Origin of the sequence: Cryomorpha ignava, assembly GCF_010686655.1 — a bacterium.
Classification (GTDB): Bacteria; Bacteroidota; Bacteroidia; order Flavobacteriales_D; family Cryomorphaceae; genus Cryomorpha; species Cryomorpha ignava.
Genome location: NZ_JAAGVY010000048.1, coordinates 12,205 through 32,099 on the forward strand (window position 1 = coordinate 12,205; position 19,895 = coordinate 32,099).

Consider the following 19,895-nt stretch of genomic DNA (forward strand, 5'->3'; position numbering starts at 1 on the left):
ATTCAAAATTCAAAATTCAAAGCCACCCCTCGTAATTCAAAATTCACAATTCAAAATTCAAAATTCAAAGCCACCCCTCGCAATTCAAAATTCACAATTCACAATTCAAAATTCAAAGCCACCCCTCGTAATTCAAAATTCAAAATTCAAAATTCAAAATTCACCCCCCCCAACCCTACTCTTCCAGTTTCTCAACCCGCTCTCCAATTTTAAAAATCAACTCCTTCAGCGCTTCAATTTCCACAGCTTGATTTTCAATAATCACCTGCTGCTCCTGAATAGCCTTGATTGCCACTGCACTCATGCCTGCATAATTTACGGTGTAAAACATTTCCCGCTCACTATCTGGCTCAGGAGCTGTTACAAACTCCGGAAATTGTTTTTCCAGTTCCTGGGCTATATAACCGATCTGAGGCGCTTTTGCCGGGTCTCGTTTAAAATCATAATTTACAATTTGAACCTCTTTCACCTTATTGAGCAAGTTGCCAACGGGTTGAATATTTTCCTTTAGGCTTCTATCTGAAGTAGCCGAATAAGCGCCTGTTGCCGAGTTGAAATTACCGATCAGCGAGCCATTGTAATATAGTCTCAACTGGGTATCTGTAGCCCAATAACTGTAACGATTCGTACCTGTAGCCATCAAAGTTAGATTATCTGATGCCCCGGGTCCATCCACAATTAATCCTCCATAACTCACACCGCTACCAACCGAAGGATCGAAATTAATTCCCACCTTACCATGACCCGCCACCTGTAGAATATTGGTAGCCACGAAATCCGTTGAGCCGTAAGCGATATTAAAAAGCGAGCTCTGTGCCGTCGTATTAGATCCACCTGCAATGATCCATTGACCCGCATTGGCATTTTTAAAGCTGATTCGGCTAAGACCACTGCTATAATCTCTTAAAGTAAGTTGAGGAAACCATACACCACTATTTTTCTTAATCTCTAATCCACCCTCAAAGTAACCGTTACCCTTAACATGAAGTCTTTCCGATGGTGCTGAGGTACCAATGCCTACATTTGTTGGTGACAATGAATCACCTCCTACACTTCCAAGAATCAAAGAATTGCTTTGAGACACAACAGCAAATGCTCCAATAGCAGTAGCATTCATTAAACTTCCTGAGGTCACCGTGGCACCGTAACCCACCGCTGTATTATTACTACCTGTAGTAAGTCCTGTCAATGCGCTGCTTCCAATAGCCACATTCTTGGTTCCGGATGTAACTTGACCCATTGATCCTTTTCCAAATGCCGTATTATCCAATTTTATAAACCCCACATCCTGATTATTCTGCTTAAAGCGCAACGACTGATTATTAGTGGTGCCAATAAAATTGCTGCTGCTTACTGAATTGCCTGACAAACCCCAACCGCTGGTCGAGGTGATGGTTGTTGGCGCCCAACTTGACCCATTAAAATATAAATACTGACCTTGAGTAGCTCCCATATTATTGAGCTTGGCTGCCGTAACAGCACCGTTCACAATTTTAGCTGAGGTAACTTTGTTGTTGCCAATTGTGGGATTGGGATAAGTTCCCGTAAGATCGCCACCGGCCGAAACCCCATTGATAGTTCCGGCAGGCCCTACCGGACCTGTAGCACCGGTAGCACCCTGCGGCCCTACGGCACCGGTCGAACCTGTATTCCCCTGAGGCCCCATTGGTCCGGTAGCACCTTGCGGACCGGCAGGACCCGTTGCGCCCGTTGCACCTTGCGGACCCGTAGCAGCGGCAGTAGGCGCCCAACTTGACCCATTATAGGATAATACCTGACCTTGTGTAGCACCCATTGAACTAATTTTGGTTCCCGTTACTGCTCCATTCAAAATTTTAGTAGTCGTAACTTTATTGCTTCCAATTGTGGGATTGGGATAAGTTCCCGAAAGATCGCCACCTGCCGAACCTGTCGCACCTGTCGCAGCAGAAGTAGGCGCCCAAGTCGATCCATTATAGGATAATACCTGACCTTGTGTAGCACCCATTGAACTAATTTTGGTTCCCGTTACTGCTCCATTCAAAATTTTAGTAGTCGTAACTTTATTGCTTCCAATGCTGGGATTGGGATAGGTGCCCGAAAGATCGCCACCTGCCGAAACCCCATTTATAGTTCCGGCAGGCCCTACCGGACCTGTTGCTCCTGTAGCACCTGTAGCACCCTGAGGACCCATTGCACCGGTAGCTCCCTGCGGCCCCGTATTTCCCTGCGGCCCAATAGCACCCGTGGCACCCGTAGCTCCCTGCGGACCAGCCGGGCCCATAGCGCCTGTAGCACCTTGAGAACCTGTAGCACCCTGCGGACCCGTATTTCCCTGCGGCCCAATAGCACCCGTCGAACCTGTCGCACCCTGAGGACCCGTCGCTCCCTGCGAACCGGGCGGGCCGGGCGGGCCTTGAGGACCTGCCACCCCTGTAGCGCTTTCCACTGCATACAAGGCATAAGGCACACTTAGTAGCTCTGTTGTACCCAAATCGCTGTAATTGCTCCCACCATCCGGGTCAATCTCTACTTTTATAGATTTGTTTCCAGCACTCCAGGTCACATCACTCATGCTCCCTTCTACCGGCGTTCCGCCACCAATGGCAAGCGTGTATAGACCAAACGAATTGGTGGTAATAGTATGTGTTTCAATATATTCAGCGTTGTCGCCGTCAAGAATACTTATCTGCAACCCCAACTGCTCATTTGCCAATGGGGCACCTGCACTATTACGGGCTACACCCTGATAGTTAAATTTCTCCGGAGCCTGACCGCTTAGGTTTAATGCCAGCAAAATACTGGTGAGTACAAGAATGATTTGGATTTTCATGATTTTGGTTGTTTGAGAGGATTTCCGATAAATGGATTATAATTCTGTTTAGAGTTTTAAGTTTTGGCGGGCACAGCCCGGTCATTACAGCACTTAGTTCATTTTCACTAATTTGAAGTTCCGGTAAAAAGATTCAGCTCCCGTTTCAAAAACTGCTTTAAGCACGTAGCTGCCCGCTGCCAGATGTACCAGCGAAAAACGAGTGGATTCTTTCCCGCCAATCGCAGCTACAGCTTTTTGCTCCACCAATTTCCCGGAAAGATCATAAATCAGCAATTGCAGCGATCCACCCGAAGGCAAATTCATCTCCACATTCACCACATCGTCAACCGGATTTGGATACACCTTTATTTGGCTGTCGGCCAATTCACGGTCAGTAATTCCTGTCCCGATATCGCCCGGCTGCAACACCCCCTGGGTAACGATGATATTAGGGGCAGTCGCCGTATGAACAAGCGTCATTTCGCCAATAGAATATTCAAAGACCTGCCCTGAAATGACATTGCTCCCACCGGCAACATTCAGCGTAGCGGGCACATATGTTTGGCCGAATGCTGACATGACCGACGCACCCAAACAAAGAAGAACCACAGATATAATTGCAAAGCTTTTTTTCATAATACCAGAGATTTTACCCGTGCACCACCAACAGTACAAAAGGCATATTTTCAGATAAATGTACTATTATCATCGACCAGTTTATCATTATACCCACTAAATGACTATTTTATAGTTACCCAAATTATTATCCCGACGTGAATTAATTATCCGCTTCATTGAATCCCCGGTATGGAGCACAATTCAAAAAAGCCACCCAGTGCACACAATGGCTCACATCCGACCATGGAACATAGTGGCTTTGATCATCACTACAACCAGTATCAGCACATCAATCTCTCCACCAAACTCTCCCATCAGCAAATCAGTACATCAGCACATCAGCAAATCAGCACATCAATCTCCCCACAAAATTCTCCCATCAGCACATTTCGACTCCCATCAACTTAGTGAAACGCTCTCAGGTGGTCATTGAGCGCAGTCGAAATGCAGCGAAGCAAGTAATGCATCGCATCAGCACATCAGCACATCAATCTCTCCCATCCGCACATTATCTAACTACAATTCGCTATACAAAAAATCACGACCAAACATAAAATTATCCCGACTAATAAATAATTTTGCCCATTGAATATTATTTCTTGAAAATAATTATATACTTTTACTTTAACCAATCTATCCTACCAATGAAATACCTCTACTCACTCCTGGCATTGTGCATCGGGTTCAACATCAATGCACAAAATCTTAAGCCCGCAACCTTCTCGACAAATGGTGTCGTTTATGATCTCGATCACGACGGAGATAACCTCTATATAGGAGGATCCTTCTCTCAAATCGGTTTCGAAACAAACTACTTTACAATATTCCCGGAAGGGGAAGACAGACCCGAATTTGATCTTCTACAACCAAACAGTACCATAGAAGTTTCTATCTCTGACGGAAACGGTGGTTGGTATATAGGCGGCTCATTCTCGCAAATAAACGGACAGCCGGCTTTGAGAATTGCTCATATTCTAAATAACAATACCCTCGATCCCGACTTTAACCTAACCCTTAACAATGCGGTGCTCGCACTTACACTTATCGGAGACGATCTATACGTGGGGGGCTATTTTACCAATGCCAATTCGATAGACGTAAACCGACTCATTCGCGTAAATAAAAATACCGGAGCTATTGACAATTCATGGCTTCCCGGAATACTTAATGGAACCGTTGAAACAGTATTTGCCTCAGGAGATCTGGTGCACGTTGGCGGATCATTTAATAATATAGCCGGATCTGGCGATCAGCAATACTACGCCCAGTTTGATATCAATACTGCACTTCCCGTTACGTCCTTTTCGGTAAATAGCACTGTATCTGATATGGTAGCCGACGGAAACAACCTATACCTATCCGGATCGTTTAACCAAGCCGGTTCTTACAAATCTCACCTGCTTTCATTTGATGAAGATGACATCTTTCCCGATCAGAATTTCCCCGATGCCAACTCTACAATAGAAGTAATAGAACCCGATGGAAACGGGGGGTATTACGTGGGCGGGTCGTTCACCCAAATTAATGGCCAAGCCCAAAGCCGATTGACCCATATCCTTTCCGACGGTACCGTTGATAACGACTTTGCAGTAACCATAAACTCTACTGTACACACCATTGCCCTCATTGGTGCCACAGAACTATATATAGGAGGGTCTTTTACTCAGGTAAATGGCGAAAGTGTAACCCGTGTAGCACGCCTAAACCCCACTACCGGCGCCTTGGACAACACCTGGCTGCCCGCCCTGAATAGCACTGTTAATGCCATTGCCGTAACCGGCAACACCGTACACCTTGGCGGATCATTCTCTGTAGTAAACGGTTTTTCAAATACCCAGTATTATGCAGCCATCGATAAAATTACCGCCGAAACAATTCAAACAGAATCGCCCAACTCCACTGTCAATGATTTTGAAATAGATGGAAACAATCTATTCATGGCCGGTAGCTTTAGCAATTCAGGCTACAACCAGCCATACATGCAATTGCTCGCTCCCGACAATGATATTCCACAATATGATTTCCCAACATCCAACAGCACTATACACAGCGCAATACCCGACGGAAACGGCGGATGGTATATAGCAGGATCTTTTACCAATGTGGGCGGAGTATCGGCTCAAAGGGTTGCACATATTCTTGCCGACAACTCGGTAGATCCCACCTTTGTATTTAGCGCTAACTCTACGGTAAATGCACTCCACATAGATGGAAACAACCTATACATTGGCGGAAGCTTTACCACCATAAATAGCGAAACGGCTAACCGGATAGCCCGTATTAACAAAACTACAGGAGCGCTCGATAATTCGTGGTCGGCAAATCCCAACTCAACAGTAAATGCCGTTAGAACTACATCCGATAAAGTACTTATTGGTGGGAGCTTCTCAGAAGTAAACGGCAATAACAATGTCCGCTATTTTGCTGCACTAAACAAAACAGACGGTCAACCGCTTCAATCTCTTTCGCCTAATTCTACTGTTAACACCATCGAAACAGACGGAAACACAGCATACGTTGGCGGGTCATTTTCATCATTTGGATACGAAACGAGTTACCTGGCGCGCTTTGAGGCTGGAAGCAATATTCCCGACTTTGTAGACTCCGACCCAAACTCTACCGTTAACGAAATAATCAGCGACGGATCAGGCGGATATTACATTGCCGGGTCTTTCTCTTCTATTGACGGAACAACAGCCAGCCGCGTTGCCCACTACCTGGCCGATGGTACGGTAGATCCCGGTTTTGCAACCGTGAATATTAACTCAACAGTAGAAACCCTGGCGCTAAACGGGTCTGACCTATACTTGGGTGGCTCATTTACGACTATAAATGGTGTGGCGATTGCCCGTCTGGCAAAACTAAACGCAAGTACAGGCGTTGCCGACGAAACTTTTGCGCCCAGCATCAACTCTACAGTAAATTCAATAAAAATAGCCGGGGGGCTTATTTATTTCTCCGGTTCATTTACCGAAGTAAACGCCACAACGCGAAACCGCCTTGCAGCTATGAATCCGGCAGGAGTGCTACAAGCGTGGAATCCCGACGCCAACTCAACAGTACATGATTTGGAAACTGACGGCACAACAATTTTTGCCGGAGGTTCCTTTTCTACCATCGGTGGCCTTACGGCAAACAGGCTCGCTGGCATAAACGCAACAACCGGAGCCATTACCACTTTTAACCCATCGGTAAACAGCACTGTAAACGACTTGCTGATCTCCGGATCTACGCTATACATTGGCGGAAGCTTTACACAAATAGACGGTACAGCCAGAACACGCTTTGCTTCCCTAAATATAAATACCGGAGCGCTTAACGCACTTACAATTGATGCAAACAGCACCGTAGAGGCAATCGCCTTAAACGGCAGCGGAATTATTGCCATCGGCGGTTCGTTTACACAGGTGAATGGCGAAGACCGCCTGCGCTTTGCAGAGGTAAATATTGCCACAGGAAATGGCACCGGAAGAAACATAAATTTTAACAGCACAATACATGCCCTGCATTATCTCGGTACGGATTTGATTGCTGGAGGTAGCTTTTCTATTGTCAACGAAATTGTAGCTCAAAGGCTGGCATCCTATAATAACACCGACCTCACTGATCCACCCACAAGTATTGCCAACGTAAATTCTACCGTCCATGATATCCTTATCGACAACGGTGTACTCTACTTCTCGGGTAGCTTTACATCTGTAAACAGCACCTCAAGGCAGCGCGTTGCTGCAGTAAATATTTCTGACGGAGCACTCACCTCGCTTAACCCGTCGGTAAACTCAACAGTAAACACAATGTCGCTGGACGGGAACACACTATACCTGGGTGGCTCATTTAGTGAAATTAATACCATATCACGGTCGCGTGCCGCCGCGCTTAGCGTAACCACCGGAGCACTAACCGATTGGAACCCCGCACCGAACTCAACTATAGAAACGATTGCCATAAACGGTTCTGATATTTTGATTGGCGGAAGCTTCTCCTGGTCACATTATAAAGACAACCGCTACATCGCCGTTCGCCAACTCGATTTGCCCGAATTAGACCAACTTACTGATGGCAATATCAATTCAACCGTAAATGTATTGCACAAAAATGGCACTACCCTTTACGCTGGCGGCAGCTTTACCACCTTCGACGGGGAGAGTAGAGCGCGATTTGCAGAATTTGATCTGAATACCAATGCTGTTACCAATCTCAGCATTTCTGCAAATTCAACCATCAATGCCATAGACATTTATGACAACAAACTCTACCTTGGCGGATCATTTACACTAATAAACGGAACCGACAGATCGAGAATTGTATCCTACAATCTCACAACAGATGTGCTGGAAGATTTTAATCCGGGGGTGAATTCTACCGTAAATGATATAGAAGTTAACAGCGACAGAATACTTATTGGCGGAAGCTTTAGCGCCTCAAATGTACTCAGCAGCTCTTACGTAATGGGCGTTGATCTCACCACCGGATTGCCAAACATCTTCTTTTCAGGCATCAACAGCACCGTTGAAGCCTTGGTTGTACAAGGCGATAATCTGTACTTAGGTGGCTATTTCAGTCAGGTGGGAGGCGAAACGCGCCAAAGATTTGCCTCTATCAATAAAACTACAGGAGCGCTTAACCCGCTTACCCATAACTTTAACAATGCCATATTCGACCTTGACATTGTCGGTGACGGACTCTACGCCGTTGGAATTTTTACTGCCGTTAATGGCGAACCGCGCTTGCGAGGTGCGTCTATAAACCTATTAGACGGATCGCTAAATGCCTTTAACCCGGGATTTAACAGCACTGTAAATTCAATAGCAGGCGATGGATCAAACATCTCATTCGGAGGAAGCTTTACCCGAACACAAACTCTTTCACGGCAAAACTTTGCAGCCATTTCACTGGCAACAAACGAACCCCTTGCCGATTTTAATGCCAATGTAAATTCCACTGTATTTTCCGTAGACGCTTCGACAGACGCTGTTTATATAGGTGGCTTCTTCAACCAGGTAAGCGGAGAATCGCGCAACCGCATAGCATCCTTCTCTACCGCCACTGGAAGCCTTACCACATTTAATCCAAACATTACGGGCAGCTATGTGAGCGCTATAGAAACCAATGGAGACAATGTCTATTTTTCTGGTTCTTTTTCAGCTGTGTCTGGATCAGCACGCGGTAATTTTGGAGCTTGGAATGCATTAACAAATAGCATCCTGCCACTTGAAGTTACTTCAAACTCAGCGATTGAGGATCTTGAATTGGGTAATGGCCTGCTCTATCTCGGTGGTAGCTTTACCCAACTGCTGGGCGAAACCCGAAACCGAATTGGAGCCGTTGATCTTTCCACCGGATTGCTCACCACCTTTAACCCTTCCGCAAACAGCACAGTGAATACCCTCCAATTTGACGGAAACCTGCTATATGCCGGTGGTTCTTTCTCTACTATAGGCGGACAGGCACGCCTAAGAATCGCTGCGCTCAGTATTGCCGACGGATCAGCTAACAGCTGGGCACCCGCTCTCAACAGCACCGTAGAAGATATAGACATTGATGAAAATTACCTCTTCGCAACTGGAAGCTTTACTACCTTGGATGGAAATACAGCAAATCGGCTTGTACTTATCGACAAAAACTCGGGTGAAAATATTTTTGACTTTGCACCATCTCTAAATTCTACCGGCCAGGGTGTAAAGTATATTGATGAAACCCTATACGTAGGTGGTCAGTTTACAACCATCGGAGAAAACCACAGCCATTCTTATCTCGCCAGCTGGAATATTCCTCCACCGGGCACATCTACCTTTGCCGCTTCCATGGCATCAACTACCGATATAAACGGATTTGACATTGCCTGTAATGGACAATCTACAGGTGAGCTTGAAATCACCGTTTCAGGTGGAACCGCTCCTTACTCTTACACACTTACCAACACTGCCTCGCTAAGCCGCACTGGCGCTATTGCCGGGTCAACAGCCACTGAATCAAATCTTCCCGCAGGAAACTATACCCTAAACGTGGAAGATGATGGAGGTGGAATAGCAGTCGCAAATCTGGCGCTTACCCAACCTACGCCTGCATTTGCAGTTAGCGCTACCATTACCACGCCTGTCATTACAGTTGATGGCAATGAGGCATCTGTCACCCTCAATATTACAGGCGGTGTAGCTCCTTTCAATTATACCTACACTGTAGATGGAGGAAGCGAAACAGCCGGCTCTACAGCTACAAATTCAGCTCTTATCGAAGATCTCAGTGCAGGAAATTATAACTTTGAAATTATCGATGCAAATGGCTGTACTGCCAATGTCAGCAAACAAATAAACAATTACGTGCTCTCTACCGTGGCTCTTACGCTATGGGACAACATTACTTGTAATGGCGACAACGACGGGCGCCTGCGCGTTCAGGTTACCAATGGACTCGCGCCTTACGATTACGTGCTCGACAGCGATGACGATACCTATGATAGAACAGGTAGCATCGGCTCCCAAAATGCGGGCAATATCGAAAACAACCTCGGCCCCGGAACTTACAATGTAACGGTAACAGATTTTTCTGGTGCCGTTTATACCGCCGGCCCGTACGTTCTCGTAGAGCCTGAAGTTTTATCGGCAACGATAGCAGTGGCACAAAACCCATCTGCCCCGGGAGTAAATGATGGATCGTTCACCGTCTCCATTTCGGGAGGTGTGGCAAATTACTCTATGCTTATTTATATGAATGATGGAGCAAGCTTTTATCAAACAGCTACTTCCAGCACGGCTACCATTCTTAACCGCCTTGCCGGCTCTTACTACATCGTTCTCACCGATGCCAATGGATGCCAGATTACCACCAATACAATAGAACTCGTAGCAGGCATTGACCCATGTATCGACCTGGGTGGCGATAGCGATAACGATGGAATTTGCGACGACAACGACCCTTGCCCCCTTCTTGCCAATCTTGAAAATGGCGACGATTGCGGAATAAACGGCACCGTCGTTAATTGCGAATGTGTCGAAGCTTGCAATCTTACATTCTTAAGCCCCGTTACCGCTTGTCAGGCCAATACCGCCGGCGATGATAATTACACTGTTTCTATTCCATATCTCGGTATAGACCCCACTGCCGTCATTACAGTTGGCGGTGGCGCTTGCGCGAACACGACCATTACAGTGGCCGGAAGCAATCCGGCGACAAACAATTCTGGCGCTATTCTGCTTACCGCAAATGAAGGCGATGGCTGCTGGAGCATTACGATTCAAAGCGATTTATGCGCTGTCACCCTTTCGGGAGATGCCCCCTCTTGCAACCCCGGCGTGGACTGTCCCGACCTCGGTCTTAACAACGGCGATGCCTGCGGAATAGGAGGAACGGTCGTTGACTGCCAGTGCCTTCTACCCGATTGTAACGGTGACCTTGGCGGTGGTGTGGCAGATGCCGACAATGACGGCGTTTGCGACGATATAGACAATTGTACCGGCCTTGCCAACAACGGACAGGAAGACCTGGATGGAGATGGTGTTGGCGATGCCTGCGATCCGGATATAGACGGCGATGGAATAGCCAATGCTGCCGATTGCGACCCATTAGACGACAACGTCGGGCTCGCCTCTAACTGGTATATTGACAATGATGACGACGGATACGGAACGGATGATGATATTATAGCATCATGCAACCAACCTGTTGGATACGCCCCTGCTAACGGTGATTGCGACGACAATGATCCCGACGTGAATCCCGGCGATCAGTCACTTACCTTCCTGGGTACTGCCGGCTTTGAAAATGCGTTTATGACGCCCCTTCAGGGAAGCCCCAATACAACCTTCAACTTCGCCATCGTTTATACCGATGCTACAGGTGCAATTCCACCACTGGGATTCCCAAGGGTATTGCTCGACTTTGAAGGCAACGGCCAGTTTAACAATGCCAATGACCGTGCAATTCTGCTTTCACCGGCCGATCAAAACGACATGAATACCACAGACGGAAAAGTCTATGTGGGTTCAATCAATGAATTGCCCTCAGGTTCAAATTGGGAAGCACGCATTCAGGTGCAAACCAGTGGATGCATTACCCAAATCGGCCCATTCGACTATCCGAATGTGCTTATCGAACCAGACCTTGAAATATTTGCCGATGACATTGTGTTCGACAACCCGAATCCCGATGTATCATCGCCACTTCAAATTACTGCTACTATTCGAAATACATCAGACCTACCCGCTGAAAACTTTGTGGTGCATCTGGTAAATCAATACGAACCGGCTACTGTTTATCCCGATCTTACGGTAAGCTATCTGGAAGGACACCAATCTACTAGCGTAGTTTGGAATATCATTACGCCTGCCGAACCGTCATGGAACCCCATGGAAGTATTTGTGGACTATACCAATGTAATCGATGAATCGAATGAGCTCGACAACCGCGCTATGCGACCATTCACAAACGGTGACTACAATGTGCCCGGTGCTATAGTGATCTATCCCGTAATAAGCCCTGCTATTCAGTTCGCTTCGACGAATGCTGCAGTGCACGTATCCGGATACGCTTACTACACTGACACAGCCGTACCACTACAAGATTCAAGTGTGGCCGGAGCAACAGTTTCTATCGTAAACCCAATGACAGGTGGCACAGTGGTGGGAAATACCAACTCTAACGGCTACTTCTCTGTAACGCTCTACGGCGGAAATACCCCCGGCACTTACAGCGCATCAGGAGAAATAACCGACTATACCCTTACAGGCCAGTTTACAGTAAACTGGGAACTGCTTACTCCGCCATGTCTTCCCGATTTGAGAACCGTTGTAACCCTAAGCGACTACCAGATTTTTATTGGAGAGTCAATTGACGGAACGATAACCGTTACCAATATCGGTTGCGCATCTGTCGAAATTCAAACACTGCTCGATGCCACTCAAACCGGAGGCATTCCTTTAATTGGGGATGTTATGGTTCCGCCACTCGATCCTGGCGAATCATTTACCTACAACTTTTCTGACATCCAGTTTAATTCTGCCGGAATTTACACCATTTGCGGTTACGCTGATGCTGACTTTCTGGTAGCAGAGTCGAATGAAAACAACAACCTGGGCTGTAGAAGCGTTTCTGTCGTGCCGCCTCTACCCGATATTACACCGATATCTGGCCCAATAGGAAGCGCATATATTTGCTCAAATCTCCCGTTCCCGTCCTTTACAATCAAGAACATTGGTTATGTGCCAACCGGTGAGTTTGACTATACAGTTAATGTATTTTATCAGGGAGTACTTTCAGAAACCTATACACAGACCATTGCCAACCTCAACGCAGGCCAGGCTACATCGGTATCGGTACCTTACGTTTATGAAAATCTCGGCAGCTATACCTTTACCGTTACCTGCGATATTCCTATGCCGCTGGGTATCGTTACGGAAATTTCGGAAACCAACAACATAGGCAATTACGGTATCAATATTGTTCCGTGTAAACCAGATCTGATTGTGCTTTCCTGCAACCAGCTCGATGTTGACCCGGCCGATCTTGAAATTCCCGGTACTGCAACCTATACAGCACGGGTTAAAAATAACGGAAACGCGATTGCAACAGGGCCGGTTGATTTTGAATTTACAGTGTCAAACGGTGAAGTCTATGCCCTTCAATATGCCAACGATATCGCTCCCGGCGAAACAGTGGTAATGACTACCGAAGCACCTGCGGTAACTTCGGGCACAGCAACTCTAACCGCTTATGTTGATCCCGCCGATCTGATTGATGAGTTTAATGAAAACAACAACTCTGCTACCGACTCGCTCTGCTGGGAATATGCACCGGTACCAAAATGTGGATACAATTTTTGGAATACGACTTATTACGAAAACCAATCCGCCTACATATCTGTCGGCTTGCAAGCCAGATTCCTTTACAAAGCATCTGAAGTAAAAGTGCGCTTTGAAGTGAGCGGCCCTGGAATAAGTGGTACTGCCCTGCTAGGCAATGCCACAGTGGCTAACGTAGAGCAAAACTGCGGATGCCCCTATGTCGCATCACTGCCCACTTCATTTATTTTCAATGAAATTGGTACCTACACCTTCACAATGACTGCCGATCCCGACAATGAATACCCGGAGTGTAATGAAGGCAACAACGTGCTGGTACGAGAAGTGCAGGTAGCAAGCTTCCCCGACATGCGAATCTTATCGCAGTTTATTAACCCAACCCTGCTCAACCCCGAGCCAGGCCAGTCGGTATTCTTTGATATTACCTACGAAAATATAGGCGTATCAAATATAGACGACCAGATGAAATTATCGGTTCTCGTTGATGAAGTACCGTTTAGTATAGTTGATAATGTGCCCGGACTTATTACCGGCCAGAATACAACAATCGCTATTCCGGTGCCCTATTCTACCGACTTGGCAGGAGCACACATCATCAGAGCCATTATAGATTCTGACAATGAAATACAAGAGCTCAATGAATTGAACAATGAAGCCACCAGAGCATTGATAGTTGGCTCTGCCGCCAATCTCTTCTTTGAGGTATTTATCCCTTCAGATTCTTCGCCGATTATTGGTGATGGAATTGATATCGATGCCACCATTGGAAACAATGGAGATATTGATGTGGATGCCGATGTGCTCTTCTCTTACATCTCAAATGCAGGCGATACTGTTCAGATTGGAAACATTCCAATATCGGTTGTCGCCGGAGGCAGTCAGGACATTTCACTTCCGTGGATGGTCTTAGACAACAATACCAACTTGCTTGGCGAAATAGTAAATGCCTCTGAAATTGAATTTGACTATACAGACAATTTTGCATCTGCCCCATTGAGCAATTTCGATGTGTCAATTATAGCTACACCAAGCTGTATTGGTCAGAATTTGGGTAGCCTTGCGGCGAATGCATCTAACGGAACTGCACCTTATACTTACAGCTGGAGCAACGGATATATTGGATCAACACTCCAGGCAGCCGCAGGAACTTACTCGGTAACTGTTACCGACAGCGAAGGACAGGAAGCCAATGCCACTGCAACAATTTCCGAAAATCCGGACTGTGTAGTGCCCGTGTGCAATATTTCTGCTGTAAGCTTTAACATCCCCAATTGCAACCCCGAAACCGGTGTTTACAATACCACCCTCGTTGTTGCCTACCAAAATGCCCCCGATGCAGGATTTATAACTGTAAACGGAACAGACTATGGCATTACAAGTAGCCCGCAGAGCTTTACCGTGCCTATCACATCCGGCGCTGTAATTTATAATGTATCCTTTACCGAAAGTACTGATTGTAGTCTGGTAATTCTCACAGGCTCAACCCTTACTGAATGTGAAACAGATTGTGAAGGAGTATTTGGCGGTGCTGCCCTACCGGGAACTGATTGCCACACCGACGATGGAACTTCAGGAGTCTATAATAACGATTGTAATTGTGTGCCCGAAGCAACTATTACATTGCTTACCCTTGATTGCGGTGGACAGGTTATACAAATTACCGGTGCCCTTGCGGGAGATAATAATGGAGGAACTGCTACTGCCGATACCCGCACGATCTATGGCTTTATGCCCGACAATGGTAACGGAATACCTGTTTACAATGGAACAACCTGGCCTTACGTAATTATAGAAGGCGGTCTGAATATTGACCCTGCCGTTTCTGCTACGCTTACCACAAATGCTGATGGTATGCTGCTCATCAACGGATGGCCTGCCTACCAATATAGCGGCGACGCTTCTGCATCAGACATAAACGGAACCTTTGGCCCATGGAATTACTTCCTGCCAAATGGAGCCCTTAGCCAGGATGCCTGCGAAGTTGTGTTTGACTGTCCTGCGCTTGATGCCAATATCGGCGACAGCTGCGATGATGGAAACCCTGATACTGACAACGACATGATCAATGCTGATTGTGAATGTATCGGAACAACTATCCCGGTATGTCTCGCCGATGGTGGAAGCATTCTATTTGAAGATGGCTCTCAGGACATTACCTTATGTCTTGAAACTGATCTGGATGGAACAGTAGATGTAGCAATTATCAGTCAGCCTACAGAAGATCTTGACGCTGCCTGGGTAGTAACAAATCTAAATGGCGACCTCGTGGCTCTGCCAATGACCCAAGAAGCTCTGGAGGAAATTGACTTCCTGACTTATGGTGAGGATCAAAATCTGATCTGGCTGCTAAGCTTCGATATGGACAATAGCAATGTGCTTGATCTTGCTGCATTATTTGATGCCGGATCTACTGTTAACGCCTCTGAATTAACCGGCTGTTACGACCTTTCTGATTCCTTATTGGTGTTGACTCATTACTGCATCGGAGTTGAATGTCCCGATCTGGATGCCAATGTTGGCGATAGCTGCGACGATGGAAATCCGGAGACTAATAATGACATGATCAATGCAGACTGTGAATGTATGGGAACCATCATATACGACTGTCCCGCCCTAGAAGCCAATATCGGCGACAGCTGCGACGACGGAAATCCCGATACTGACAACGACATGATCAATGCAGACTGTGAATGTATGGGAATCTCTATACCAACATGTCTTGCCGACGGTGGATCAATAGAATTCGAAGACGGCTCTACCTCCATTACCCAATGCCTCGAAACAGACGAATTGGGTCTCGTTACTGTCTCTATTACATCTCCACCATCTGACGCTGTCGAATCGGCATGGGTGGTTACAAACAATATCGGAGACTTCATCGCTCTGCCCTTAACCGAAGAAGCACTCGAAGCAATCGACTTCCACAATTTTGGAGAAGGTGAAAGCTTTATCTGGCTCCTTAGCTTCGATATGGACAGCAGCAATGTATTAGAACTTGGTGAGCTCTTTGAAGGCGGTGAAACAGTAAACGTTTCTAACCTTTCCGGCTGCTACGACCTTTCTAATTCCTTATTGGTCATAGGTCATTACTGTATTGGTTATGACTGCCCGGAACTGGAATCCAATTTTGGCGATGCCTGTGAACTTGCCGATGGATCTATAGGTGCGATCAACACCAACTGTGAGTGTGTTACAGCACCAGATTGCGAAAACTTCACTTATTACCTTGCAGATCATGCTGCTGCCGATGGCATCTCAACTATCTACGGAGTAACTCTGAGCGGTGGTGTAGCTACAATGGTTTACATCGCTACAAGCGACATAGAAGTTCACATTGCATTTAGTGCAACAAACAACTTGATCTATGCTGTAAGCAAGCACGAAAACTCATACCGTACACTCAATCCACTTAGTGGAGTGTGGGGACCAACAGTAATGCTTGGTGCCGATTACGGTGAGATTACTGCTGCAGTAATTGCTCCAAACGGTAAACTATTGTTTGGTAGCCAGAATCAAAATGCAATCTTCTCTGTAAATGTGAGTACAAACGTGGTATCAAGCTACGATACGTATTCTCCGGTTACAGGTGGTGACCTTGCATTTACTTCTGACGGTATGCTTTACATGAGTACACGTAGCGGTAATGGACTTTACGAAGTGTATCCTGCACCGGTTCCAGATGTACTGCTCGGAAATGTTCCGATAAAAGTTACAGGTTTAGCTGCCACAGATGGCGACCAACTTCTCTTGTCAGCACAAGGCTTGATGAGTCTTGAGCTGTACAATTCAAATGGCACAAATGCAGGTTCTTATATGCTTGAGCTTGATGGTGATCCTTATACACTCCGCGACGGCGATTTAGCTTCTGGATGTAATACAGGTACTCCATCAGATGAGTGTGAGAATTACGCTACTTTCTATGTAAACCACGGACCTGATATAGATGGTTCAGACCTATACACAGTTGATTTCGCAGGAGGTAACGCAAACCTAACCTATGTAACCAATGTTGACTTTGAAGCACATATTGGATACAATTCTGCTGATGAGTTGATGTACTTTGTAAACAAAAACGGTAGCATAATCCGAATTTACAATGTAGGTACTGATACTTACCAGGGTGATCTTCCAATCCTTGGAGGCATTGACGAGCTTACAGCTGTAGCTTATAACGCTGCTGACGGACAACTCTATGTTGGAGATGCCAATTCAGATGTTATTGCATCCATTAACCTTACAACCGGTATTGCATCTTACTATGCAAATGCTCCCGTGTTTGGTGGTGATCTAACATTCCTGGATGGTACACTGTTTCTTGCACGACGCTCAGTGAGTGAGCTGTATGAAGTAGTACCTTTCGGCAATGCTATTCTACTTGGAAGCATTCCGGGTGGTGTAAATGGTATGGCTCCTTCGCCAAATGCGGGTAACCTGGTTACTTCAAGTGCAGCACAGAATGCGTTTGTTGAAATCAGCGCTACTGATGGATCTACGATCAGCACTTTCCCTGCTATGTTGGGTGGCAACCCTTTCACCTTTATTAATGGTGACATGGCATCTGGATGTATTGACGGTTTAGAAGAACCAAATCCTGTATCAAATCCATTCCAGAGCGAACTACAAAGTGAACTTACTGCTTTCCCCAACCCTACTTCAGGGCTTTCGCAAGTGGTATTTATTACTGCCGAAACAGGTCGCACACTTGTAGAAGTGTATGACATGAGCGGAAGGAATGTTACTACCTTGTTTAATCAGGAAGCACAACAAGGCCAGGAATACCGTCTCGACTTCAACGGCAGCTACTTGCCAAATGGCATTTATATATATAAAATGACTACAACTAAAGAAACCGTAATCGAGAAGTTTATGATCGCTCGATAGTGCGATCATCCTGATCGAATTGCTTTGAGCACGCGCACTTGCGTTGTAAGCACAAAGGTATTCCCGCATCAGGCAAGCAACTTGAATAAGATTAGCTTATAAGATAACCAATCAGAAACAATCACCAACTAAACCCTTCCAGTCACACGAGACAGGAAGGGTTTTTTTTTGCTAAGGATTACTTCGTCGCACATCCTCCACATAATCAATGAAGCACCTTCCTTGTAAAGCCGTTGCACGCAGCGGCTCCGTAGGCAATGGCTCCATCCTTCGCGAAAAATGCTGTCGCCGCACATGCCTCGCTCCGCAGCATCTGCGCTGCTGTGGAATTTTCCAAAGATTGATTAACATATTGTTATTATTCACCATGCTCCGTTGGGAGTGCGTATATAAGGGTATCCCCCGGGTAACCTTATCTGTGCATCTGTGGCTCCCATTTTCATTCGCCACTGATGTGGTCATTGAGTGGTCATTGAGTGGTCGTTGAGTGGTCTTGAGCGTAGTCGAAATGCGTAGTCGAAATACACAACTTAGCCGATTTCATGACCAGTGGGAGTAGATGAATCTAACTATAAAAGAAAAAGCTTTTCAAATATGAATTATAGGCTTCGCTTTAAAAAAGGTTTGAAATTGACCCTGGAATAATCTGAAATCATAAATCATAAATCAAAAGGATCACTCCGACAACGAAAAGTTAAAAAATTCCAATTAGGCAATATCCATTTTCAAATTAACGTGAGTTGTAAGATATACATGAAGGATTATTTAACTATTTAAAAATCTGAATGATAACATATTAAAAAAATAACTACTTCAAAATAAAAACCGTCTAAGAAAGTTTTTATCCTAAATAAACTTGGCTTGGTCGTATTATTTAGTACTTTTATGGCAAGTTGTGGGTTGTTTTTAGTGCTTATGAAACGCCTTCACTATCTATCCAATAATTAATTAATCAATTAAACCAATCATTATTACTATGAAAAAATCATTTACTGAATTTACCAAAGCGTGTTGCGTCTTGGTTTTTCTAATTCTAACCGCATCTACGGGTGTTAATGCTCAGTATTGCACATCTACGGCAACTGACATTGATGACGCCTGGATGACCAATGTCACATTCGCAGGAATTGACTACGACAGTGAAGCCTCACTTTATTCCGATTTCACTGCTATTTCCGGAACTGTCGTTCCCGGAGCAACCTATACTTTTTCTACAACAGTCTCTTTTGGAGGTTTTAATTATACCGAGAAGGCTGGGCTATGGATCGATTGGAATCAAAATGAAGTTTTTGATCCATCTGAATTTTACACCACTGCAACGTGTAATACTGAAGGTTGTGTACTCACAACGCAAGTAGAAGTTCCTGTGGACGCAGTTCCAGGAGAAACAAGAATGAGAGTTCAATTAAGGTTTGGTACCAATCCTACTTTTACTCCATGTGGATCTTTTCCATATGATGAGGTTGAAGATTATACAATTAATGTTCAATCTGGCGTATGTACTCCTCCAAACTTCACTTATACAGTAGTTAATGACTGTGAAGCTGACAACTACGATGTAACTGCTCTTCTTACCGATTTCGGAACAAGCACTTTTATTACTGTTTACCTAACGCGATCTGATGCTGTACCCGTTAATCCGGTTACACTTATTTTTGCGCTTCAAGGTCAAACTGTTAATATATTAAACAATATTCCTTTCGGTGTTACTGTTTCTGCTTCTATAGAAGGATCAAACCCTATCTGTAACCTCACCAGAAACTTTGCACAAGAAATTTGTCCTGCAGAAAATGACGAACCATGCG

At 45.6% G+C, this 19,895-nt stretch carries 4 protein-coding genes; 2 read left to right on the forward strand and 2 right to left on the reverse strand.

What is annotated here, in order from left to right; genetic code table 11:
• Positions 1 to 175: 175 nt before the first annotated feature.
• Both G3O08_RS17630 and G3O08_RS17635 read right to left on the reverse strand, forming a co-directional pair.
• Entirely contained in the window at positions 176 to 2,812 is a 2,637-nt protein-coding gene (locus G3O08_RS17630) for a tail fiber domain-containing protein (protein WP_163286780.1), read from the reverse strand.
• A 93-nt stretch (positions 2,813 to 2,905) separates the two neighbouring features.
• The gene (locus G3O08_RS17635; protein ID WP_163286781.1) at positions 2,906 to 3,430 is read right to left on the reverse strand and encodes a T9SS type A sorting domain-containing protein; all 525 of its coding nucleotides are present in this window, start codon (positions 3,428 to 3,430) and stop codon (positions 2,906 to 2,908) included.
• Between the two features lie 626 nt (positions 3,431 to 4,056).
• On the opposite strand from G3O08_RS17635, the gene G3O08_RS17640 reads away from it, so the two are divergent.
• Together G3O08_RS17640 and G3O08_RS17645 are read left to right on the forward strand one after the other, a co-directional pair.
• Positions 4,057 to 18,090 (forward strand): CARDB domain-containing protein, encoded by a 14,034-nt coding sequence (locus G3O08_RS17640; RefSeq protein ID WP_163286782.1) that lies wholly within the window; start codon positions 4,057 to 4,059, stop codon positions 18,088 to 18,090.
• 976 nt (positions 18,091 to 19,066) lie between these two features.
• A partial coding sequence (locus tag G3O08_RS17645) for a GEVED domain-containing protein (protein ID WP_239541333.1) occupies positions 19,067 to 19,895 on the forward strand: 829 nt, incomplete at its 3' end.

Coding starts and splice junctions, on each gene's coding strand:
- G3O08_RS17640 (WP_163286782.1), top strand. CDS start 4,057: ATGAAATACCTCTACTCACTCCTGGCATTGTGCATCGGGTTCAACATC.
- G3O08_RS17630 (WP_163286780.1), bottom strand. CDS start 2,812: ATGAAAATCCAAATCATTCTTGTACTCACCAGTATTTTGCTGGCATTA.
- G3O08_RS17635 (WP_163286781.1), bottom strand. CDS start 3,430: ATGAAAAAAAGCTTTGCAATTATATCTGTGGTTCTTCTTTGTTTGGGT.